Here is a 16,019-nt window from a genome sequence, read left to right on the forward strand (position 1 = left end):
GAGTAAGGTGACCGATTTGTATACGGAAGGATTTTTTTGGTGGTTCACAAAAAACTAACAAATAAGTTATTTTTATTTATTGAATATCATAAATACATAATTTTAATGGTTTTAATTTTTTGTTTTTTAAGGTGATTGAGACATTTCAGGTTTGCGCCTATGATGTTTGCCATTATGGAACAACAGAACTTAATTAATTTGTCATATTCTCCTGCTGTCGCAATTCAATATCGTGTCGCCTCAATCAATTTATTTAATTTTATTGCGCCACCCAATGCCTATTACGATTTTGAAAACATTTACAGTGCGCAACAATGGCAAAAAAAGTGTGCCTGGATAAGCGATTTTGTGCAGGAAAACCAACCAGACATCATAGGTTTTCAAGAGGTATTCAGTCCCGATGAATTACAGGCATTATTGCGACCACTAGGTTATGTGCATTTTGCGGTATTAGATGAACCACAGGTAGAAAGTGATTATGTTTATCGTCATCCCGTTGTCGCATTAGCATCACGTTATCCGATTATTGAAATGGCCAATGTGGATGTGGATCAAGCCGTTTGTGAAGCGTTAGGGTTCGCCCAGTTCGCATTTAGCCGCCAACCTTTGCGCGCCACCATTGAATTGCCCCAATTTGGCCCCTGTGATTGCTATGTTATTCATTTAAAATCAAAACGCAGTGGTTTTGATAAAGAGGATTTAGCCCACTCAGGCTCGTCAGGTGCGGCTGACTTTATCACAAGGCAAGTGTTAGGCCGCTGGGCCTCTAGTTTACAACGGGGAAGTGAGGCAACATTGTTGTGTCATCAAATGTTGGTTAGACGCCATGTGAAAGGTTATCCATTTATTTTGATGGGCGATTTTAATGATAAATTACATGGTGATTTGCTGGCAGCATTTCATCAAAATTTACGGGTTTATCGTAATGATATTGAAGATAAACAGTTGGCGGGGTTAAGTGAGCAGCAATTATTTGCTGAATTAAATCAATGTCGTCTTTATGATAGTTATGAGTTACATAAAGCATCAACCAAATGTAATGCAAGTTTGGCTTCTGATGAGGATGAGTCAACCAGTTTTTCTGATAGTCCCCAAGTTAGCTCAAGACCAGCAACCCATTATTATGGCAGCCAAGGGTCGGTGTTAGATTATATTTTGGTTTCTAGTGAGTTTGATCCAAAGCAATTGAAAAACTTAGCCCACATAGAAAATTATCAAACCTTTGATCGCCATTTAGTTCGACCAGATTTTGAGCGTGACAGCGACAGTACCGATCACGCTCCGATTATGATGACATTCAGCTTACGTTAGTCATGTGTTATCGGCTAACGTAGGTCACTCAGGTTATCGAAATAAGATTAACCTAATGTTGCTTTACGTATCTCAGTTTTACCCGTACCAGGGAAATAACGTAATTGCCAGTTCTCTTGACCTTTTGCGGTATTATCAGAGATATAATTGTAATAACAATAAGTACCTGGGTTGGCTACCTCAGCACCTGCATACCAATAAATAATGTCATTGCCGGCAGTAAATGAAGCGTCTGTATGCATCGCTAATGTAAAATCATTATCCAGTAAACCATACCAAAGATCAGCACAATAGCTTCCATTGAGTTGTTTGCCCCCATTGCTATTTGCTTCGGTATCTTTACCCAAAGGGAAGCCGGTTACAGTGGAATCAATATCTCCCTCGCCGAAACAAGCTAAGTTTTTTACATAACCTTGTCCGCCATTGACTGACCAGCAATTGTGGTATAAATCAACGGCACTGGAAAAAGAAGCAAAGGTTGATCGCGCCACACTATCATGTGCATCTTGAGATAAATTAATAAATCTGGGTAATGCTAATACCGACATAATGCCAAGAATGATGATAATGGTAACCAATTCGATGAGTGTAAAACCTTTTGCGTTCATAATTTCAACCTAAAAAATACGACGCCACATTGTATACTGTATACCAATGTTTTTCTAGTCAGCTTGAGTTTTACATGATTGAAATGAGGGCAAGATCAGATAAATACAAGATGGCCAGCGCTTGCTGGTCATCTTGTATTGATATTGAGATGTTAACGGATTATCTGTTGCTTGATATTGATGCAGCGATACTCGTTTTGTCGGGTTTCTAATAATGCGCGACGGGTTAATTTAGACAATCCCGTTTGGCGATTGAGTACCTGATCTATCATGGAAATATTATCTGTTGAACACGCTTGTGGGATCAATGCCTGAGTATAGCTGCGCATGAATACCGGGCCTTTTTTATCAAGCTCGATGATCTCTGCTAAACGTTGCTCGGCAGTCGCAGCGCTAAGCAAGTTTTGTTCAGAAGGGTACAAATTAAACATCGCAACCCTTAACTTTGAAAATGGCATTGCTTCGTTATGCGCAATCGTATTCAACCAGTGGCGTTTTAATTGCGTTTGTGGTCGAATAACTTCAGCAGCCAATGCGGCTTTTTCACCGGAGTCTGATTTGTCTTTGGCTTTTTCCTGCATCAATAGGTTACTGGCGTTGCCATAATCAAAACGGTTAAGTTGTCGGATAATATCCCAACGCAAATCTTGATCTAAGCTTAGGCCTTTTATTTTTGCTTTTCCTGTCAATAATTGTTCAAGATGAGACAAGGACGCCGATTGTGATGAAAAGTGTATGTACGCGGCAAACCAACGACGTTGAAAATCGCTGTTTTGATGATGTTCCATTGCCATGCGCAGGCTCATTTGGCTTAACGCTCGGCTGATTTTATCATTGTATTGCTTGTGAGCTGGCTGCATCAAATCAAGCATTGTTTTTGCGCGATAAAGGTTTGAAATAACCTGACCTAAAATGGTGTAATCTTGCTCAAGCGGCGCATTAATTAATGCCACATTGATAAAGTCGTTTAAGGGCGCCTGACCTTCAACCACGCTGTCCCACATACTTTGCCACAGCATTGAACGCAGTAATGGATCATTCACTTTACTCAGTGACTGCTTCGCGGTGTTCATTGAGCGTTTATCAAGATTTACCTTCACAAATCCCCAATCATCTAAGTTTGGGTACACCAAATCTGGGCAAGCCTCTCCGACTAATTCTGGTACTTCAGTACGCTCGCCTTTATAGGTCACTATTGCTGTTTGGTGATTATCCAAACCATGGCGGCGCTGATAAAGTAAGCCTATTTTCACTTTTTGTTGGCGCAATGTCGGAAACTCATCACTGACCGGACGTTGCACCAGCTGAAATTCACTGATTACCCCACTGGCACACATATATTCAGCTTGAATACTGTTCACGCCAGCCTTGTATAACCACTCCTGGGTCCATTGGCTGAGGTCTACATTACTGGCTTTGGCTAAGCTGTTAATAAAGTCGTCTAGTTCGGCATTTTGGTAACTAAATTGGGTTAGATATTGCCTTACACCTTGTCGGAATGTTTCTTCACCGAGTAAGTGACGTAATTGCTTTAAGGTTGATGCACCTTTTTGATAGGTAATAGCATCTATGTTATCAAATGCATTTTGGGTGGTCGCTACCGGGACCTCTATTGGGTGGGTCGTAACCAGTGAGTCTAACTCGTAGGCGCGCTGTTTGCCTGAAGCATAAAAAGTCCGCCATGCGTGGCTGAACTCAGTGGCTTCGGCTGTGGCAAGCGTGCCCATAAACGCGGCAAAGCTCTCATTTAGCCATAAGCCATTCCACCATTTCATGGTAACTAAATCGCCAAACCATTGGTGTGCCATTTCATGCATGATCACGCCCGCTAAGTGCTCTTTTTGTGAGGCGGTCATCTTGGCATTAAACAGAAATCTATCTTCAGCAAAGGTAATGGCCGCAGCATTTTCCATTGCACCATATAAAAAGTCAGGAACTAAAACCTGATCGTATTTTTTAAAAGGGTAAGGAATACCAAAGTAGCGGTCAAAGAAATAAAGACCTTGTTTGGTATAGTTAAACCAATCTTCTGGCGTCACTTGGGATGTCACGGATTGACGAGCAAACAGGCGCATTGGATATGGGCCACTGTTATCTTGCCAAACATGGTAGGGCCCCGCATGCAGTGAGAAGTTATATGGGCTTAATTTAGGTGATGCAGGAAATGCCCAAATATTATTATTGCCATCTGGAGTAATTGTGGATTCGCGCATTGCGCTAATGACATGCCAGTCTTTAGGGGCATGAACCGTTAAATTAAACGTGGCTTTTAAATCTGGCTGGTCGAACACCGCAAACATTTGCTGGGCGGCAGCGGGTTCAAAATGCGAATAAAGATAGACTTTGCCATCAAGGGGATCGACAAATCTATGTAGCCCTTCACCATTCGTGCTGTGTTCACGGGTAAATTCAATCTCAATACTGTTTTGGCCTGACTGTAACAAGGAGGGACTTAAGGTAATGTAACTGCCGTTGTAGTTAGGGTAAATTTTAGTACCGTTAACTTGCATGGATAAAATATTGGCTTTGTTTAAATCTAAAGTGAGGTTTTTGGCTGTGCCTGTGAGGTCAAAGTTGACGATTGATTTTGCTCGAAATTGACTTTGTTCACTGAGAAAAAAAGTCAGTTGATAATCAACATTGCTGATCACTCTAGCGCGTTCACTTGCCTGAAATTGGCTAATATAAGGAGAGTTATCTCTTTGGCTTGCTGTGGTAGATGAAGTGCCCATACAGCCTGATAGGGTAGAAGCCAATAAGCCGGTAGCGGCCAGTGTTAATATCGAAGAGTGTAGCGATTTCACGTAAGTGTTCCCTTACTGCAGTAATGAAAGTCGTTAAAACATAAAAAGCCGACACGAATGCCGGCTTAAAAATAATGCTTGGTGTGTTACATGCCTAAAAAGGACTTAGATCGGGTTTTACGAATTTCTTTTTCGTCAGACCACTCAATTAAACCGGTTTCTAAATCCATTAAGCGCATGGTCATTTTGTAGTACACATCTTTTGTACTGCCATCTTGCTTGACGATGCTAGATAAATTGCCGTAAAGCATGTACTGCGCGCCAATTTGGCGGCCAAATTTAATGGCGGTGGTTGGGTCAACCATACCGGCATTATTTTGATAATCTAATTGCTTACGCACCGCATCGACTTTGGTCATATCAATAAAGCGGAACTTACCTGAACGTAATAGTTTGTTACTGATGGAATCGGTTACCGATTCAGTATCGATATGTTCAGAGGTTTTATTCTTAATTTTATCGACAAAAATGATCGGGCGATTATTTTGTGTTATGGCAACCACGGGTGGGAAGGTCAACATACTGTCTACCATTTTAGCTGAAATGGCTTGTAAATCAGTTGAACCAAAGTTTTCATTCACGGTTTCAACTTCAGTGGCATCGCCGTATTCTACTTTTGATTGACATGCTGCTAGACCTAGCACGGCAGCAAGAACAAATATTAGTTTCATTGGTTTCATAATCAATTCCATTAGTTAATAGTGCAATTACAGGATTATTGAATAAAAACGGGTACGATTACCAGTGTCTATAATCCAAATTAAGGTGGTTTTGTCAGCTTTTACTTCAATTTTGGTGTTTTGTGCGTTGCCTAAGCTAATGTCATATAACCCTTGGTCAACGTATTGTCTCGCAATTTGTGCCTGTTTAGGTAAGGTTAACCAGCTTCTGCGATCAGCCTGTTCGGTGACGACGTTAAAAATTTGCATCGCGATAGCGCCGGCATCAATTTGATCGTTTCGGCGCTTACTGTCACTTCGAACACTTTGTGCCATCTCTGCTTTAGCATAAACCCGTAATGCTTGTCTTACCAAGGCCGCTGGTAAATCTTCTTTTAAGGCTGTTATGGCCAGTGCATCTATATTGGCAATAGGCTGTGCTTTTAATACCGTACCCAGCCCTTGCAATGTTGCTGGCGTCATTTGTTGCCCTGATGACGGATAGGTTGCCAACGAAATGGTTTGCCAGTTGCCATCTATGGTAAACGGGACCGTGAGGCTTTGTTTTTCAGGTACAAAACCACGTTCAATTAACATGACGACTTGTCCTTGTCCCGCATTGGCCAACGTCGCATCACCCCAGCGACGTTTAAATTCATCATATTGCGGCATGGATAATTGTTTTGCGAGTCGGACTAAATCTTGTTGTAAATACGTATTGTCAGGCGATATTTGGGCGGCTTTTCGATAATCAATGAAAGCGTCATTGGGTTGGCCAAGTAATTCATAAAGTAAGCCTGTAGTGTAATAACTGTAAGCATTTAAAAATGAACTCGTGACCGTACCGGCAGCTTTTCCCAGTCTATTAACTTCAGCATCAATGGTGCCATTGGCCATAGACTGGACTGATTTTTGTGATTTTTGATAACGGGCTTGTTCACTGGCTTGTAATTCATTACTGCGCCTGACTTCAACCATTGCACCTTGCATATCTGCGGCAAATAAATAGTTAAGTGCCTGATATTGGTGCAACATGATCCGCTCATAGCCAGGGCCACGATAGGGGATTGCATTATCATTAAGCAATAGGCTACTGGCTTTTGCTCCCATATCTGACACGCTAATCTTAGCCTGATCGTCAAAGGCTTTATACGCTGTAATGGCTTGTTCGTAGTAGGTTTTACTTTTATCAAACTGGCCATTTATTTGCGCTATTCGCCCAGACTCTTGCGCGTAAAGTAGGCCGTCATTTGAGGCGATTTCTTTGGCGATACTGTCTAGGTTAATGGCGGCTGTGGGGCTGTTCAATTGTTGTTTGTAGGGGGCGATTTGTGATGGATAATTAATGAAGATACTGTTAAATGCGCAGCCTGATAAGGTCAAACACATCAATATGCTGATAATGGTTGAGCGAGGGAGCAAGTCAGTATGCAGTTTCATTCATTATCACCTTTGGTCACTTGCCTGTGGCAGGCTATAAATACCGAAATTAATTAACCGTATCAGGTCGTTGTTGTTCTGGCATCTTGCTGCGCTCAAGTAAGGTTATTCCTTGAATATGGTCAAATTCATGTTGAAAAATACGCGCAATAAACCCAACGAGCGTGTTAGAGATTAAATTACCATTTAGATCATGGTATTGCACCTTTATCTGCGCATGTCGCCATATTTTTATTCGTTGCCCAGGAATCGATAAACAGCCCTCTTCAGCGAGTTCCATCAGTGTTGAGCGTTCAATAATGTGTGGATTGATCACTACAACAGGACTCATGTTTGGAGCGTCGGGGTAACGCGGATTAGGTCTTGATGCCATGATAAACATGGCTACAGAGCTAAATACCTGTGGCGCCGCAATACCGACCCCATTCGCCGCAATCATAGTGGTCAACATATTCTCGGCCAATAATTGAATGGAATGATCAAATTCAATAACAGCTTGTGCATGTTGTGCTAATATTTTTTCGCCTACGGTAGCAATAGGTAATACTGCTGAATTCGACATGCTCATTTGCGGATCACACCCCGATAGATTGGTTGATTTTAATAATGCGGTGGTGGCGTTTCATCGGCTTGGCTGGCCATATTGCTGGGCTCGATGGCTTGCAATCTGCTCACCATTAACATGATTTGATGCTGCTGACGTGCAACCAGATCGTTAAGTTTGATTACTTCTTGGTTTAACTCTTCTAAGGTAATTTCTTGAAATGACATTTTTGTTTCTAAGTCATCAATTTTGGCTAACAGCTGTTCCATTAAAACCTCGTAAATAACATTTATAATTGCCACGTTTCCAATAAACCTTGGCTGCTCACACTGCTGACAGTTGCGGGTGTTGGCTGGGTAACCGAGTATACTACAGCACCTCTATTTTGGCTGTTTTTAGTCACTTGTACTTGCCATCTTTTTATTCGCTCGCCAGAGCTCACTTGCCATAAAAACACTTCTTTAGAGGGAGTACCTGTGAGAATTTGGGTATTTTGATTTACAAATCGGGCGGTAGAGAAGTTCATTTGGCGACGATATATAGTTAGCTTACTGATTGATTCACTGGTAGATGAGTGCCAAATAGCCGCATTACCGGTAATGTCGCCAGCAAAACTCAGTTTACCATCGCCACTTAGGGCCACTTTGGTGATGCGTGAATTCAGTTGCCATTGCTGTAATGGTTGTCCGGTTTGGGTTTGCCACAATCTAATTTGACCATCATTACCGCCGCTTAGCGCAACTAGTCCATCATCAGAAATCGCCACACTATTGACTTTTTCTTGATGCCCTAAAAATTGAATTAAGCCTTGGTTATTGGGTTTAAGTGACATGACCGAACCATCGGCTAAGCCCACTAATGTATGACCATTATTAGCCACGGCAACACTTTGCGCATAGGAAGGCAAAGTCCACCACCCCATAGACTGGCCAGTTGACAGCTCCCACAGTGCCAGTGAATCACTCGAAAGTGTTGCAGCATAGGCATTATTATTAGAAATCGCGGTATCAAATACATTACTGTTATTGGTTGCACCATGTATCCAGTGGTATTTGATCCTGTTGTCAGGTAATGACCATAGCTGCACACCATTATTGGCGGTGCTAATCAGTGCATAGTGGCCATCTGCAGATAATGTGGCGCTGTAAGTCGCATCAGTGGTTAATATCACTGTTTGATCTGCATTAGGGTGGCAGGCAACTAATAAAATTGAGCAAAAAAACATCAGTAAAACACGATACATGAACTTGCTCCTTAAAAAGTTGTCCATAAGGACTCAACCCAATGGTATATCAGAAATAGTTAGTATAAAGTGGCTTACTAACATTAGCCTAATTGTCTGATATCGGACAGTCTTGTGCTTATTGTAATCACTTAAGGATGCTGAGGAAGCTTTAATGAAATCAATTTATAAATTATCGTTAGTTGCATTGGCCGTTGTTGGTCTTTCTGCATGTAACCAAGAAGAAGCTGTAGCAAAAAAAGTTGAGCTAACAACTGAAGCTCAAAAAGAAGCTTACAGTGTTGGTGCGTCTATCGGTAAATACATGTCTGGTCATATCAAAGAACAAGAAGAATTAGGATTTGCTGTTGACCGTTCATTGATTATTCAAGGATTCAGTGATGGTTTAGGTGACACAACTGATCTCACTGAAGAAGAAATGCAAACCGTACTTGAAGGTTTAGACAAAAAGTTAAACGACAAGCGCTTAGAGCAAGCTGAAACATTAGCAGCTAAAGTTGTTGAAGAAGGTCAAAAGTTCTTAAGTGACAACAAAGCAAAAGAAGGCGTTGTGACTACAGAATCTGGCTTACAGTATGAAGTATTAACCGCAGCCGAGGGCGATAAGCCTGCAGCAGAAGATACTGTAGAAGTGCATTACCGTGGTACGTTAATTGATGGTACAGAGTTTGATAGCTCTTATGCCCGTGGCGAACCGGCTAAGTTTCCACTGAATCGTGTGATTCCAGGCTGGACCGAAGGCGTACAGTTAATGAATGTTGGCGCTAAGTATAAGTTTGTCATCCCTGCTGAATTAGCATACGGCGATCGTGATACAGGTACTATTCCAGCAAACTCAACCTTAGTATTTGAAGTTGAATTATTGTCTATTGAAAAAGCGGCTGCTGCTGAAGCTCCTGCTCAATAATTAGCATTGCTGTATAAAATGGGCGCAGATGGCGCCCTTTTTTATAATTTAAAATAGACCAATTAAATCCACTTCAAACGATAGAATACATACATCTGTAAACCTATTAATGTCAGTAACCCTGTGCAAAAAGCGGCAAATGCCCAATCGGTTTCAGCACCTGGAATACCACCAATATTGACGCCTAATAAGCCGGTCAAAAAGCCCAATGGTAAAAACACTGCTGAAATAAGCGATAAAAAGTATAAGCGTTGGTTCACTTGTTCAGACTGTTTTGATAATAGCTCTTCTTGTGTCACCCCGGCTCTATCTCTGACTACATCGAGATCCTCAATGACTCGGATAAGATTTTCCTGAATTTCTCTTAAGCGAATTTTGTCTTGGTCATCTAGCAGTAAACTATTTTCATGGAGTATTTTGGCCAATGCTTCACGTTGCGGAGCAAGATAACGTCGAATGACCACTGTTTGTCTTCGCAGTTCAGCGATGTCGGTTCTCAGTGATTTATTTGCCGTGGTAACCACACGCTCTTCGAGTTCATCAAGCACGTCTTCTATTTTATGGATAAAATCCCCTTGGCGAAGGGTGAGTTGTTCGGTTACCGACAAAATAAAGCCTGCACTATCAATAGGGCCAGTTCCAGCCATGATTTTTTCGGCAACCGTAATCACAGAATGCAGTTGTCGCTCGCAGGTCGATATGATCCTATGCTCTTCGGTATAAATACGGATAGATACCATATCTTCGGGATCAGAATTAGGGTTAAGGTTTACGCCGCGTAAGGTTAACAACATGCCATTATTTGAATGCACTACCCTTGGGCGAGTATCGGCGGCGAGCAGAGTATCTAATTCAGCTTTTTCAAGCCCCTGTGTGGATAACCAATGACGAGAATCGGTCGATTTATATTTCAAATGTACCCAAAGTAAGCCATCTTCAGGCTTCCAATCGGCTAATTGCTCTTTTGATAAAGATTGTCCTGCATTAGGACCTGTCATGAGTAAGCAATAAATAAATCCATTATGCATGGTGATTCCTTAACTAGCGGATTTTATCAATTAATCCTTATGGATAGCCTTACTTTACGATATTTCAGTGTCATTCCCCAATAGTTATCGTGTTTTCATTCGCGGCAAATTGGTATTTATGGTTTAAAATAGGATAAAGCGGCTTGAGCGCGTTTATCAATTGAATAAGAGTAAAAAATGGAATACGAATTTCGACGTAATCGTCTTGATGGCACTGTGTTTGCCAATTTCACAATGGAACATGAGGTTTTTGGCCGCTGGTTTGCTGAAGAGTTAGGCGCAGATGTTTCCCGCACTCAGCAAATCGTCGCCAGCCTATCGCAATTGTTATCTGGATCAGCTAATCATTGGCGTGATATCGGCACCGATTTGACCATAGATGCCGATTCGGAGCAGGTGCGCATTTTTGTCAATGCGATAGATTTTGATGAAGAACATGATTTTGAAGAGGGCATGGGGCTATATGATGCCGAATCAGAAGGATATTGTGGGCTGGAAGATTTTGATAAAGCGTTGAAAAGTTGGTTAGTATTTATTCAAGAATAATGCAGCAACGCTAACATTATTTGTATCAGTGCTAAGAACAGTGCTTACAACAGTACTTACAACATTGTTGCGTGATAAATCGCGCTTATCATGCGATTCATTGAAATGCGCAAAGTACTTATCACAACATGACGTGTCACAGAAACGAAATCACGATGTCCTTACACACATCGTGATTATCTCTAGTCAGGTGACACTTGAGTTGTAATAATTTGCTTAGCTTATTGATTTAAATAACGAACTGCCATTTCTGTGCGTGATTTTGCATTGGCTTTACGCAGTAAGTTTTTAACATGCACTTTTACAGTGCCCTCGCTAATATGCAAATCTTCCGAAATCAGTCGATTGCTTTTACCTTCAGCAAGTTCTTGCAGAATTTGCAGTTCACGTGGTGTGAGACTTTCAATCCACTCATTGTCATCAGTCGCATTTTTTAATTCATACATATAGGCTTCGACTTCTTCGCTGATCACGCGATGGCCTAACATGGCTTTTTTAAGCTGCTCAAGCAATAACTCCGGCTCAGTATCTTTGAGTAAGTAGCCATCAGCCCCAGCGCGCAATAAACGGATAACATCTTGTTTAGCATCAGATACGGTTAAAATAACGATTCTTGCAGTTACGCCTTCTTGGCGCATAGCATTTAGCGTATCCAAACCTGACATGCCCTTCATATTTAAATCTAATAAGATAATATCGGGTTCGTTCTCACTTAATGCCGTGAGGGCATCTAAACCCGTGCCAGCTTCCCCAAATAAAGTGAAATCTCCATCAGATGTAATAAGTTGGCAAATACCACGACGAAGTAAAGGATGATCGTCGACAACGAGTACTGAATATGGCTTACCCATTTAAAGGCTCCTGCTGTGGTGGAAAACTAAGGGTAACTGTTGTGCCGCCTTGTGCGTTGGCACTAAAGGACAATTGCCCATTTAATTTACTGGCTCGCTCATGCATGATCCCGATCCCAAAATGTTGATCTCGTTCTTTTAAGTGCGATACCCCAACACCGTCATCTGAAATTGCGATGTTGATTATTCCGGAAGTTGTTAGCTGACAATCTATCACGATATGTTTAGCATTTGCGTGTTTTATTGCATTTAAAGTGGCTTCGCGGGTTAATTGTAAAATATGAATATGTTGTTTGGCTTCAAGTAAATGTGCGGATAATTTGTAGTTTAAGCTTAGTTTGATGTCAGTTTGGGCGCGTAATTGATCTAGCATGACTTCTAAGGCGTGATTCAAGTTCGGCTCTTTAATGGTTAAGCGGAATGTTGATAATAATTCCCGCAGCTGAGCGTAGGCAAAACTGACCCCGTCGTTAATTTCAACAATTTGGTTCTCGACGTCCTCATTGCGGCAATTATCGGGCAATTTCTTACGTAATAAACTGACCTGAATTTTTAAAAATGACAGCAATTGCCCTAATGAATCATGCAGCTCTCTGGCTATGACCGCGCGTTCTTCCATTAAGGCCAATTGTTGCCTTTGTTCAGTGGCATTATGGATGGTAATCGACCGCGCTAGCATTACTGCGAAATTCTTAAATAATGGATTATTGAGTTGTTCTGAGGAGATTACCTCTAAATATCCTTGACGAACTTTATCTAACTGTAACGGGAAGCAAACACTGTTTTGACTGTTTTCAGGCCAGCCGTGACTCGCTTCAATAATGTCTTGGGATTGATCTTCATGTTCAATGACTAATCTTAAAAAGTTCAAATTTTCATAATTTTGCATTTGGTTTAAAGCTGACTTGAGGGCTTTGTAATCTAATCGGTCTGAATGCAACATGATGAGATTGTCGTGCAGAAAATTCAGTTCATTATTGGCGCGAGTGAGTGCTAGGGTTTTTTCGGCGACTTGGTTTTCAAGATCTTCATACAAATTTGATAATTCAGAAGCTGTTTTTTTCAAGGCATTACTCAATGCGGTCAACTCGATATAATCTGTTTTAGGCATATCAACCTTGAAATTGCCCTGTGAAATAGTAATTGCGCTATCCATCAAAAGTTGTAGCGGTTTTACCACTCGCCTGCGTGTAAAAATAACCGCCACACCTGCAACGATAAGCATTAAGGTCAAACCTATGACTTGGCTTAATACCAAAAGTTTGAGTTTATACGCCGCAAAAAGCTCGATTTCCATCACTAAAATATCAATGGTATCGACAAAATCTCGTAACGAATCGCTATATCGCTGTGTATTGCCAGCCTGTGCATAAGCTTTCATTACCTGCCATTTATCGATGACCAATAGGTATTGATCTGACAAGGTTTTTGGGGTGTACCACTTCAGTGAATTTTGCAAAACATTCGAGTTTAGGGTGTTTTCAAATTCTTTAATTTTATCTGTGACAATATTGCTCCCCGAATTACTCAGGAGTAGTAAGCGATAGCTTTGCATCCGCAGTGAGCCCGAGGCATTGATGGCGCGCGAGTCACCTAAGCTGAATGATAAGTTCACAATTGCGTACAAGGCTAAACTGGAAGAAAGAAAAATAAGGACTAACATTAGTCCGAAAATTGTAGAAGTAAGGCTACCGCGCTTTAACATTTTTGATCCATTTTTTTGATGTTTGTTGCGTTATTAGTGTGTCATATATTTTTGTTTAAAACAGGCTGTAAGTCTTGCAAACAGAGAGTTCTACATTAGCGGTCACTTTATTACATTAACAAATTTGAAAAAATGTGAGATACAACACGTTCACATATTGATCTGGCGCATACTTCTACTACTATACCTCTAAAGGGGTATTTTTTATTGGTTGTAAACTAGCTAATTTTGACCTTGGAGATATCGTGGTTATTAATTAAATATAAAGTAACACGGAGTTAAAGGTGATGAAGATGAACGTAAAAACAACTGCACTAAGTGCTGTTATTGCGGCCAGCTTTATGGTTGCTGGAGCAATGGCAAGCGATAAAACTGAACCTCGCAATGAAGTATACAAAGATAAATATGCAGCGCAATATGAATCTTGGCATGACACAGCAGAAAGCAAAGAAATTGTTGATATGCTTGAAGAAGTACCTAGCCTAGTTGTGCTATGGGCGGGTTACGGTTTCGCGAAAGATTATAATGCGCCTCGTGGTCATATGTACGCGCTAACTGACGTAACCAATACATTACGTACCGGTGCACCTAAAAATGCAGAAGACGGCCCAATGCCAATGGCATGTTGGAGCTGTAAAAGCCCTGACGTACCTCGTGTAATCGAAGAGCAGGGTGAAAACGGCTATTTTGCGGGCAAGTGGGCTAAAGGTGGAGCAGAGATTGCCAATACCATAGGCTGTGCTGATTGCCATGAAAAAGGCTCTGCAAAATTACGTTTATCTCGTCCATTCGCGGCACGCGCAATGGAAACTATTGGTACTCCATTTGATAAAGCTTCTCGTAAAGACAAGCAGTCAATGGTGTGTGGCCAATGTCACGTAGAATACTACTTCGAGAAAACAGCAGACCGTCCTGGCTTTGTGAAGTTCCCATGGGATATGGGTACCACGGTTGAGCAGATGGAAGTTTACTATGACAACATGGAGTTCTCTGACTGGACTCATGCAGTCTCTAAAACACCAATGCTAAAAGCACAGCACCCAGGTTATGAAACTTGGAAGCTAGGCGTACATGGCAAAAACAACGTAACTTGTACTGATTGTCATATGCCTAAAGTGGCTAAAGCAAACGGTAAAGGTAAATTCACCGACCATAAAGTGGGTAACCCATTTGATCGTTTCGAAGAAACCTGTGCGACGTGTCATAACCAAAGCAAAGAGTTCATGGTTGATTTAACTAATGAACGTAAGAAGAAAGTGACTGAGCTTAAAACGAGCGCTGAAACTCAACTTGTTAAAGCTCACTTTGAAGCGAAAGCAGCTTGGGATGCGGGTGCAACTGAAGCTGAAATGAAGCCTATCCTTATGGATATCCGTCATTCACAATGGCGTTGGGATTATGCAACAGCATCTCATGGTGTTGCAGCTCACGCAGCTGATGAAGCGCTCCGTATTTTAGGTACTGCTGTAGACAAGGCGGCTAACGCCCGTATCAAGCTTGCTCAATTATTAGCGGCTAAAGGTGTTAAGCAACCTATTGCTTACCCAGATACATCGACTAAAGCTAAAGCACAAGCTGCATTAGGTATGGACATGAAAACCATGAATGCAGAAAAAGACGCATTCAAGAAGAACGTCGTGCCTAAATGGCAAGAAGAAGCTAAAAAACGCGAAGCAACTTACAAGTAATACGTTAAGCGTAATTCAGGTTAATCAAAAAAGAATCTGAATTAATACTTCGCATCAAAAGCCCTCAGTGAGGGCTTTTTTTTGGGTTAAATTTGCTGACTTTCGCATCAATATGTGTCTCTTCAAATTGTCTTTTCATCATTAACATTGCGCACCAAGATCAAGCAAGCGAGTTTTTACGCGCACCATCATGGTGCTTATTAACCCTGCACTTTAGTGATAATAATTATTTTTATCTTTAAAAGCAGAAGGTTAAATAGTTGGCCTGATGATTGAATCTGATATTCCAACAAATATATAACAAGTTGTCTTTTTATTAATTTTTGGAGGTCGAGATGAAACTCGTCAGCGCAATCATCAAACCATTTAAACTGGATGATGTCCGTGAAGCCATTGCTGGAATGGGCATTGAGGGTATGACAGTTACTGAGGTGAAAGGTTTTGGTCGTCAAAAAGGGCATACAGAGCTTTATCGTGGTGCCGAATATCAAGTGGATTTTTTACCAAAAGTAAAATTAGAGATTGCCACTAAAGAAGAAAACTTAGACATGTTAATTGAAGCGATCACCACGGCAGCTCATACCGGAAAAATTGGTGACGGCAAAATTTTTGTTACTGAGTTAGAACAAGCCATTCGTATTCGTACGGGTGAAGTTGATAACGAAGCATTATAAGGGGCGATCAT

General features: G+C 41.3%; 15 protein-coding genes. 5 read left to right on the plus strand and 10 right to left on the minus strand.

What is annotated here, in order from left to right; translation table 11 throughout:
- The first annotated feature begins 159 nt into the window (after positions 1–159).
- Positions 160–1,311, plus strand: a complete 1,152-nt coding sequence (locus OHT75_RS11780) for an endonuclease/exonuclease/phosphatase family protein (protein ID WP_264726871.1) — start codon at positions 160–162, stop codon at positions 1,309–1,311.
- A 47-nt stretch (positions 1,312–1,358) separates the two neighbouring features.
- On the opposite strand, the gene OHT75_RS11785 is transcribed toward OHT75_RS11780, so the two are convergent.
- From OHT75_RS11785 to OHT75_RS11815, 7 genes are all read right to left on the minus strand, one after another.
- Complete coding sequence (locus OHT75_RS11785; protein ID WP_264726874.1) at positions 1,359–1,919, minus strand: type II secretion system protein; 561 nt, start codon at positions 1,917–1,919, stop codon at positions 1,359–1,361.
- A 152-nt stretch (positions 1,920–2,071) separates the two neighbouring features.
- Positions 2,072–4,651 (minus strand): aminopeptidase N, encoded by a 2,580-nt coding sequence (gene pepN / locus OHT75_RS11790; protein WP_264727729.1) that lies wholly within the window; start codon positions 4,649–4,651, stop codon positions 2,072–2,074.
- A 158-nt stretch (positions 4,652–4,809) separates the two neighbouring features.
- Positions 4,810–5,403: a penicillin-binding protein activator LpoB gene (gene lpoB, locus OHT75_RS11795; RefSeq protein ID WP_264726876.1), complete on the minus strand. Its 594-nt coding sequence runs from the start codon at positions 5,401–5,403 to the stop codon at positions 4,810–4,812.
- Positions 5,404–5,430: 27 nt separating this feature from the next.
- The gene (locus OHT75_RS11800) at positions 5,431–6,822 is read right to left on the minus strand and encodes a COG3014 family protein (protein ID WP_264726878.1); all 1,392 of its coding nucleotides are present in this window, start codon (positions 6,820–6,822) and stop codon (positions 5,431–5,433) included.
- A gap of 49 nt (positions 6,823–6,871) precedes the next feature.
- The gene (def, locus tag OHT75_RS11805) at positions 6,872–7,390 is read right to left on the minus strand and encodes a peptide deformylase (RefSeq protein ID WP_406682017.1); all 519 of its coding nucleotides are present in this window, start codon (positions 7,388–7,390) and stop codon (positions 6,872–6,874) included.
- Positions 7,391–7,422: 32 nt separating this feature from the next.
- Entirely contained in the window at positions 7,423–7,635 is a 213-nt protein-coding gene (locus OHT75_RS11810; RefSeq protein WP_188840786.1) for a SlyX family protein, read from the minus strand.
- 20 nt (positions 7,636–7,655) lie between these two features.
- Positions 7,656–8,609, minus strand: coding sequence for a WD40 repeat domain-containing protein (locus OHT75_RS11815; protein ID WP_264726880.1), 954 nt, complete (start codon positions 8,607–8,609; stop codon positions 7,656–7,658).
- A gap of 154 nt (positions 8,610–8,763) precedes the next feature.
- On the opposite strand from OHT75_RS11815, the gene fkpA reads away from it, so the two are divergent.
- Positions 8,764–9,516 (plus strand): FKBP-type peptidyl-prolyl cis-trans isomerase, encoded by a 753-nt coding sequence (fkpA, locus tag OHT75_RS11820; protein WP_264726882.1) that lies wholly within the window; start codon positions 8,764–8,766, stop codon positions 9,514–9,516.
- Positions 9,517–9,578: 62 nt separating this feature from the next.
- On the opposite strand, the gene OHT75_RS11825 is transcribed toward fkpA, so the two are convergent.
- Entirely contained in the window at positions 9,579–10,544 is a 966-nt protein-coding gene (locus OHT75_RS11825) for a zinc transporter ZntB (protein ID WP_264726884.1), read from the minus strand.
- A 177-nt stretch (positions 10,545–10,721) separates the two neighbouring features.
- On the opposite strand from OHT75_RS11825, the gene OHT75_RS11830 reads away from it, so the two are divergent.
- Positions 10,722–11,090, plus strand: coding sequence for a YacL family protein (locus OHT75_RS11830; RefSeq protein ID WP_264726886.1), 369 nt, complete (start codon positions 10,722–10,724; stop codon positions 11,088–11,090).
- Positions 11,091–11,311: 221 nt separating this feature from the next.
- On the opposite strand, the gene OHT75_RS11835 is transcribed toward OHT75_RS11830, so the two are convergent.
- Together OHT75_RS11835 and narQ are read right to left on the minus strand one after the other, a co-directional pair.
- Positions 11,312–11,941 carry a response regulator gene (locus OHT75_RS11835; RefSeq protein WP_264726888.1) on the minus strand — a complete coding sequence of 210 codons (630 nt, stop codon included), beginning with the start codon at positions 11,939–11,941 and terminating at the stop codon, positions 11,312–11,314.
- On the minus strand, positions 11,934–13,646 hold the full coding sequence (gene narQ / locus OHT75_RS11840) for a nitrate/nitrite two-component system sensor histidine kinase NarQ (protein WP_264726890.1): 1,713 nt from the start codon (positions 13,644–13,646) through the stop codon (positions 11,934–11,936). The genes OHT75_RS11835 and narQ overlap by 8 nt, the downstream gene beginning before the upstream one ends.
- A gap of 287 nt (positions 13,647–13,933) precedes the next feature.
- On the opposite strand from narQ, the gene nrfA reads away from it, so the two are divergent.
- Both nrfA and glnK read left to right on the plus strand, forming a co-directional pair.
- The gene (gene nrfA / locus OHT75_RS11845) at positions 13,934–15,334 is read left to right on the plus strand and encodes an ammonia-forming nitrite reductase cytochrome c552 subunit (RefSeq protein WP_406682026.1); all 1,401 of its coding nucleotides are present in this window, start codon (positions 13,934–13,936) and stop codon (positions 15,332–15,334) included.
- Between the two features lie 335 nt (positions 15,335–15,669).
- Entirely contained in the window at positions 15,670–16,008 is a 339-nt protein-coding gene (gene glnK, locus OHT75_RS11850) for a P-II family nitrogen regulator (RefSeq protein WP_188840778.1), read from the plus strand.
- The last annotated feature ends 11 nt before the right edge of the window (positions 16,009–16,019 follow it).

The organism is Shewanella subflava, assembly GCF_025971955.1.
In the GTDB taxonomy this organism is placed as follows: Bacteria; Pseudomonadota; Gammaproteobacteria; order Enterobacterales; family Shewanellaceae; genus Shewanella; species Shewanella subflava.

What these genes read in the sequence shown, in the direction of transcription:
- OHT75_RS11780 (WP_264726871.1), top strand. Translation starts at nt 160, where the DNA reads ATGATGTTTGCCATTATGGAACAACAGAACTTAATTAATTTGTCATAT.
- OHT75_RS11825 (WP_264726884.1), bottom strand. Translation starts at nt 10,544, where the DNA reads ATGCATAATGGATTTATTTATTGCTTACTCATGACAGGTCCTAATGCA.
- lpoB (WP_264726876.1), bottom strand. Translation starts at nt 5,403, where the DNA reads ATGAAACCAATGAAACTAATATTTGTTCTTGCTGCCGTGCTAGGTCTA.
- OHT75_RS11835 (WP_264726888.1), bottom strand. Translation starts at nt 11,941, where the DNA reads ATGGGTAAGCCATATTCAGTACTCGTTGTCGACGATCATCCTTTACTT.
- fkpA (WP_264726882.1), top strand. Translation starts at nt 8,764, where the DNA reads ATGAAATCAATTTATAAATTATCGTTAGTTGCATTGGCCGTTGTTGGT.
- OHT75_RS11800 (WP_264726878.1), bottom strand. Translation starts at nt 6,822, where the DNA reads ATGAAACTGCATACTGACTTGCTCCCTCGCTCAACCATTATCAGCATA.
- def (WP_406682017.1), bottom strand. Translation starts at nt 7,390, where the DNA reads ATGAGCATGTCGAATTCAGCAGTATTACCTATTGCTACCGTAGGCGAA.
- OHT75_RS11785 (WP_264726874.1), bottom strand. Translation starts at nt 1,919, where the DNA reads ATGAACGCAAAAGGTTTTACACTCATCGAATTGGTTACCATTATCATC.
- OHT75_RS11810 (WP_188840786.1), bottom strand. Translation starts at nt 7,635, where the DNA reads ATGGAACAGCTGTTAGCCAAAATTGATGACTTAGAAACAAAAATGTCA.
- glnK (WP_188840778.1), top strand. Translation starts at nt 15,670, where the DNA reads ATGAAACTCGTCAGCGCAATCATCAAACCATTTAAACTGGATGATGTC.
- nrfA (WP_406682026.1), top strand. Translation starts at nt 13,934, where the DNA reads ATGAAGATGAACGTAAAAACAACTGCACTAAGTGCTGTTATTGCGGCC.
- OHT75_RS11830 (WP_264726886.1), top strand. Translation starts at nt 10,722, where the DNA reads ATGGAATACGAATTTCGACGTAATCGTCTTGATGGCACTGTGTTTGCC.
- narQ (WP_264726890.1), bottom strand. Translation starts at nt 13,646, where the DNA reads ATGTTAAAGCGCGGTAGCCTTACTTCTACAATTTTCGGACTAATGTTA.
- OHT75_RS11815 (WP_264726880.1), bottom strand. Translation starts at nt 8,609, where the DNA reads ATGTATCGTGTTTTACTGATGTTTTTTTGCTCAATTTTATTAGTTGCC.
- pepN (WP_264727729.1), bottom strand. Translation starts at nt 4,651, where the DNA reads ATGGGCACTTCATCTACCACAGCAAGCCAAAGAGATAACTCTCCTTAT.